Genomic DNA, 5891 nt, shown 5'->3' with positions numbered 1-5891 from the left:
GCCTCGCCGGATTCGGAAGTTTTCCATAAGAACCAGTTGCTGTATGGCCTGTATGAGGGCCGTAAGCAGAAAGCCCAAGAGTGGCTGATGGTCGAAGGCTACATGGATGTCATTGCCTTGCAGCAATATGGCATTCATGGTGCTGTGGCGACACTGGGGACTGCCAGTAATACCGAACATCTGAATATCCTGTTCAAGCAGAATCATCGTATCACGATTGCCTTTGACGGTGATGCTGCCGGTCAGAAAGCGGCACGACGTACACTTGAGATTGCCCTGCCGTTACTCAATGATGGTCGTGAGTTGAAGTTCTTTGTACTGCCAAATGACCATGATCCAGATTCATTGATCCGTCGTGAAGGCATTGAAAACTTTCGCCGTCTATTAGATCAGGCTCCGCTGTTATCCGATTTTGTATTTGCTCATCTGGCTCAAAACCATGATGTGACTACACCTGAGGGTAAAAGCCAGGTCATGGCAGAGTTGCGTCAGCTGACCGAGCTATTACCAAAGCAAGGTTCTTATCGCTATTTGCTGCAACAGTTTTTCCGGGAAAAACTGGGCTTTAACCGCAAATGGCAACCCAAGGTTAATAATGACGCAAGCTTAAGCTTTAGTACTAAGATTGATGCTGAAGAATATGTAATTGCAATCTTGCTGAATCATCCCTATTTGTACATTCATTTTGAACCATTGCGTGCCTTGGTTTCACCGGACCAATTGCTCTATAAGATCTTGAATATTCTGAATGTGATTTTTGATGATCTACCAGATGATCCAGAATTGTCGACTTATTATGTACTCGGTGCCTGTGCCGCACATCACCATGAATTACAGCACATCCTGCAACATGCCAATGTCAGCGACTATACCTCTTCTCCTGAACAGGCAGACAAGCTGGCAGCTGATTTCTCGACCAAGCTGCAATATCAATGTTTAAAAAACAAGATTAAGTCGAAGAAATTTAGCAGTATTGAAGAAATGAAGAATCTGAAGTTGCAGATTTTTGAGATTGACCGGAAGCGTACGATGACACTGCTTGAAGAATAATTTTCTTATTTTTAAGTTGAGTAATGGAGATCTATGTAGATCTCCATTTTTTATTGGATCGAAAACATCTAGTGCTTTGGTTTACGGCGTTTTAGCATGACCTCATGCAAGGTATGCTGTACCATCTCAAAACAGCTTGGATCTTCAGCCTTGGCGGCTTCACGCAGTACGATCGAAGTGGGATGCAGCAGCTTTTGAGTCAGACGATGTGATAAATCTGCCAGTACCTCTACAGCTAGATCACCTTTGGCAATACGTTGCATGGCATGGGCCAGTTCTTCTTCACGTAACTGTTCACCATAATCACGATAGGCATGAATAGTGTCACCTGCCAGATTTACTTTCTGTTGGGTAACCAGTTCAGTTGCCAGCTGATTGACCATTACTTCCGCTTCAACCGCCGCCTGACGACGCTGTGCCAGGTTTTCCTCAATCACGCTTTGCAGGTCATCGACACCATAGAGATAGACTCCATCCAGCTTTTCAACCTTGGCATCGATATCCCGCGGTACAGCCAGATCAACCAGTAGCATTTGCTGGTAACGGCGTTTCTTTAATGCCGCTTTGACATCAGCAAAATGGATCACCTGATGCAGACTACCTGTACAACTGGAAATGACATCAGCACGATGCAGGTTCGTTGCCAGCTGATCAAATTCAATAATTTCAACATCGACACGATGCGCGATTTCCTGTGCCAGGCTTTCAGCACGTGCGCGGGTACGGTTGCAGATAATGACCTTACCGACACCCATTTCCGCCAGATGCTTGGCCACCAGGCTATTCATTTCACCTGCGGCAACAATCATGACGGTCAGTTTTTCTGGCTTGGAAAAAACCTGAATCGCCAGCTGTGCCACCGCATACCCCATCGATACAGCATGACTCCCCACTGCAGTTTCCGAACGCACACGTTTGGCTGCATAGAAGGCATATTCAAATATACGGTTGAGGTTTGGCGAAACGGTATGAGCTTCTTTAGCCAGGGATAAAGCGGTTTTTACCTGTCCCAGAATCTGTGGCTCACCTAACATCAGTGAATCCAGACCACTGGCGACACGCATCAGATGAGTAACTGCCTGAGCATTTTCATAGCGATACACATGGTTTTGCAGCTGCTTGACATTAACCCCATTTTTTTGGGCGAGCCAGTTCAGCACCATGTCGACATTGTCAGACATCGCGTAGATTTCAGTTCGATTACATGTAGACACCACCACCATGTCATTCAACTCAGAGTGCTGGCTTTGTTCAGCAAGCAAGACACTTAATTTTTCAGGATTAAAAGCGACTTGTTCACGAAGTTCTACAGAGGCAGTTTGATGGTTGACACCCAATGCAAAGAAAGACATATCAGGTCATCATTTCACTAAATTTATGCTATTGTGCAACATCGGTGTCATAAAAAGCATTACTTGGATCAAGAAAAAATTGCGATATATCAACAGCCGTGGTCACGGCCATACAATTAAGCAATATTCTACCACATTCTTACTTGTGGGTAGCATGGCTTCCACTGCCCAGCTTCAGGCAGCAGGAACAGTTTACCATGCCAACCCAAATTATGAAGCAATAAAACAGAGTATGATCGCCGAGTTTGCTTTAGCTTCCAATGACATTCCAACTGCACTACATAACTATACTGTGCTGGCCATCAAGAGTAATTCCACCACAGTAAAACAGCGTGCCTTGAATGTTGCTTTGGAACATGATGATCTGCGTGCAGCCCTTGATATTTCGACACATTGGGTAGTTCAGGAACCACAAGATGTCCCAGCAATGTTCTATCTGGCGCATATCGCCTTAAAAGCCCACGAATATGAACTGGCAGCAGAAACCCTAGATAAAATTCTACAGATTGATGACAGTGCCGATCTGGAAGAAATTCTTGCAGGAATCGTCCCAACAGATACTGACGATCGAAATTATCTGATACAGGCACTCAGTTCCAGCAAAGCCAAAAATAACCCCTCTATTCTTGTCCTGGTCGCAGGACTGGAAGCCCAGAATGGTCAGTTTGAACAGGCACTGCTGACCATTAACCGTGCCCTAAAGAAGCGTCCCAGATCTACGGGCTATATTCTGCTGAAGGCCAATCTGTTACAGGCCTTAGATGACCAGGAACAGACTTTAAAATGGTATGAAAAAGCCAGCAACAAAAACCGCAACAATATCGAAGTGCGCCTGGCTGAAGTCAAATACCTGATCAAGCTCAATGAAACTAGATTAGCCCTGCAAAAACTGGAGACCATTCTAAAAAAATGGCCTACGCATGAAGAGGCCTTATTTATTGCAGGCCTGACCAGTATTGACCTTGAAGAGTACGACAAAGCAGAAAAATATCTGGTCGAACTGCGCTACTCAGATCAGTATCAGAATGAAGCTTATTATTATTTGGCGATCAATGCCGAGCGTAAGCAGCATTATGAAACTGCCAAGGCCTATTACCGTCTGGTGGATGGCAGCCTGTATACCGTTTCCAGGCGTAACATGATCTCTATCTTCAGCAAGCAGGAAAAACTGACAGATGCCCTGCGTTTCCTGACCCAGGAACGGGTTAATTATCCACAACATGCCAGTTTTCTGTATCTGGCTCAGGCAGATATCTTAAAAAAGATGGACAACAAGAAAGCTGCCCTGCGTCTACTGGAGGAAGCCAGCAACAACCTGCCAGATGATCCGGAACTGGTCTATGCTCAAGTACTATTGTTAGATCCACATCAGGATCGTCTTCTGCTCGATCAGTTGCTGAAACGCTTATTGAACATTGAACCGAATAATCCAGCTTATTTGAATGCCTATGCCTATACACTGGCAATGCAGAACCGTCGTCTGGAAGAAGCCCGTCGTTATGTCGAGCAAGCACTGGAATATGCTCCTGAGCAAGCCTCGATTTTAGATACCTTCGGCTTTATCTGCTATCAGCAAAATGACTTTGCTACTGCTGCTCTAGCTTGGGAAAAAGCCTACAACCTGAATCCGAGCGCAAAAATTGGCGTACGACTGGCTCGCTCACTGTACATGAACGGTGATATTGAACAATTCCAACAAGTCTTTAAACAATTACAACAAAATTATCCGGATGATCCTGAATTAAAGCAGCTTCATTCGTTATTGTTATCACCACCGATGAAAACGAGTTAATTCTATTATGCCTAAGCTTAGCCAGCTGGCCTGTTGCTTCCTTGCATCAGGCACTTTGATTCTGACCGGTTGTCAGCAGATCGCGCAACCCAAACAACCTGCCACATCGGCAATTCCAACTGCTGAAAATGAATTCCAGCTCCAAGGCAAGATTGGTGTGCGTACCCCACAACAAAGTGGCAGTGCCTTCTTCACCTGGGCACAGCAGCAGGAACAATTTGATATTGAACTGACGGGTATTCTGGGCGTAGGCAAAACCCAGATCACTGGCCAACCTGGTCAAGTTTCGCTGAATAGCGCCAAAACAGGTCTGATTAAAGCTGCTACACCAGAAGAGCTACTGCAACGTGCAACTGGCTGGCAGGCACCGATTACCCATCTGGTCGATTGGGTACAGGCTCGTCCTGCGACCAGCAATGCCCAATTGCAAAAAGATGATACTCAACGCATCAGCCAGATTATTGAAGATGGCTGGACCGTGGATCTCAGTTATGCAGCACAGGCACGTCTGCCAAACCGCCTGATTTTAAAACAGACACTTGGGAATGGCGGTGAAAACCGTATTACAATGGTGATTCAAAATCGTTAATGCATTTGATTGAAACTTAACCATGATTCGTGTTCCCTCGCCTTCTAAACTGAATTTGTTTCTCCACATTACGGGTTGCCGACCAGATGGTTATCATGAGCTGCAAAGTATTTTTCAGCTGATTGATTTGTGCGACTGGCTGGAGTTTGAGCAAACTGCAGATAAACAGATTCAGATTGAAGGGCTGGCATCTGTCGATCTGGAACAAAACCTGATCTATCGTGCGATTCAGGTGCTTAAACCTTATGCAAAAGCTTATTCGGGTCTAAAAATCCGTCTGGAAAAAAATATTCCGATGGGTGCTGGACTGGGTGGTGGTTCATCGAATGCTGCCACCACTTTAATTGTCGTGAACCAGCTTTGGGATTGTGGGCTAACAATTGAGCAGTTAGCTGAACTGGGTGTCAAGCTTGGTGCCGACGTGCCGATTTTTGTTTATGGCCGAAATGCATGGGCAGAAGGCATCGGTGAACACTTAACATTCATTGACTTAGATCAAAAACAGTTCATTGTGCTCAAACCTGACTGTTTTATCAGCACTCAACTGCTTTTTTCACAAAAAACGTTGACAAGAGACACGAAGAACTCTAAATTTTGCGCCTATCAGATAACGCCATCTGATTTCGGAAATAACTTTGAGCCACTGGCAAGAAGCTTATATCCTGAAGTCGATGAAGCAATGCAGTATCTCGACCAGTTCGGTGTTGCAAAGCTTACAGGTACAGGTGCCTGCGTGTTTATCGAAGTAACTGAAAAGATGAATGTAACCAACATTCTTGAAAATGCACCATGTAAAGCTTACCTGGTGAATAGTTTACAAGAATCACCATTACGTCATTTTAAGGTTTGTTAGGGGTATCGCCAAGTGGTAAGGCAGCGGGTTTTGATCTCGCCATCCGTTGGTTCGAATCCAGCTACCCCTGCCATTTTTCACCTGTAGATGTACTGTAGTAGGGGCGTCGCCAAGTGGTAAGGCAGCGGGTTTTGATCTCGCCATCCGTTGGTTCGAATCCAGCCGCCCCTGCCATCTTACAGTCATCAAATTAGGGGCGTCGCCAAGTGGTAAGGCAGCGGGTTTTGATCTCGCCATCCGTTGGTTCGAATCCAG

5 protein-coding genes and 2 tRNA genes are annotated in these 5891 nt (G+C 45.4%); 6 read left to right on the top strand and 1 reads right to left on the bottom strand.

Annotation, left to right across the window (positions count from 1 at the left end):
- Positions 1–1050, top strand: a 1050-nt coding sequence (locus B4033_RS02080) for a toprim domain-containing protein (protein WP_286831714.1), incomplete at its 5' end; no start/stop codon positions are given.
- A 68-nt stretch (positions 1051–1118) separates the two neighbouring features.
- Here the strand turns inward: B4033_RS02080 and hemA are convergent.
- Complete coding sequence (gene hemA / locus B4033_RS02075; protein WP_286831711.1) at positions 1119–2402, bottom strand: glutamyl-tRNA reductase; 1284 nt, start codon at positions 2400–2402, stop codon at positions 1119–1121.
- Between the two features lie 79 nt (positions 2403–2481).
- Between hemA and B4033_RS02070 the strand changes: the two genes are divergently transcribed.
- The 5 genes from B4033_RS02070 to B4033_RS02050 all read left to right on the top strand — a co-directional run bounded on the left by B4033_RS02070 (position 2482) and on the right by B4033_RS02050 (position 5810).
- Positions 2482–4194 (top strand): tetratricopeptide repeat protein, encoded by a 1713-nt coding sequence (locus B4033_RS02070; RefSeq protein ID WP_034425016.1) that lies wholly within the window; start codon positions 2482–2484, stop codon positions 4192–4194.
- Positions 4195–4201: 7 nt separating this feature from the next.
- Positions 4202–4783, top strand: coding sequence for a lipoprotein insertase outer membrane protein LolB (gene lolB, locus B4033_RS02065; RefSeq protein ID WP_004891964.1), 582 nt, complete (start codon positions 4202–4204; stop codon positions 4781–4783).
- Between the two features lie 22 nt (positions 4784–4805).
- Complete coding sequence (ispE, locus tag B4033_RS02060) at positions 4806–5636, top strand: 4-(cytidine 5'-diphospho)-2-C-methyl-D-erythritol kinase (RefSeq protein WP_286831704.1); 831 nt, start codon at positions 4806–4808, stop codon at positions 5634–5636.
- Positions 5635–5709, top strand: a tRNA-Gln gene (locus tag B4033_RS02055). The genes ispE and B4033_RS02055 overlap by 2 nt, the downstream gene beginning before the upstream one ends.
- Before the next feature lie 26 nt (positions 5710–5735).
- Positions 5736–5810 (top strand) — tRNA-Gln (locus B4033_RS02050).
- The last annotated feature ends 81 nt before the right edge of the window (positions 5811–5891 follow it).

The sequence above is a fragment of the Acinetobacter sp. UBA3132 genome (genome assembly GCF_002364825.1).
Classification (GTDB): Bacteria; Pseudomonadota; Gammaproteobacteria; order Pseudomonadales; family Moraxellaceae; genus Acinetobacter; species Acinetobacter schindleri.
Note: the sequence above shows the minus strand (reverse complement) of the source record. Positions and strands in the feature narration are given on the sequence as shown.

Coding starts and splice junctions, on each gene's coding strand:
- ispE (WP_286831704.1), top strand. CDS start 4,806: ATGATTCGTGTTCCCTCGCCTTCTAAACTGAATTTGTTTCTCCACATT.
- lolB (WP_004891964.1), top strand. CDS start 4,202: ATGCCTAAGCTTAGCCAGCTGGCCTGTTGCTTCCTTGCATCAGGCACT.
- hemA (WP_286831711.1), bottom strand. CDS start 2,402: ATGTCTTTCTTTGCATTGGGTGTCAACCATCAAACTGCCTCTGTAGAA.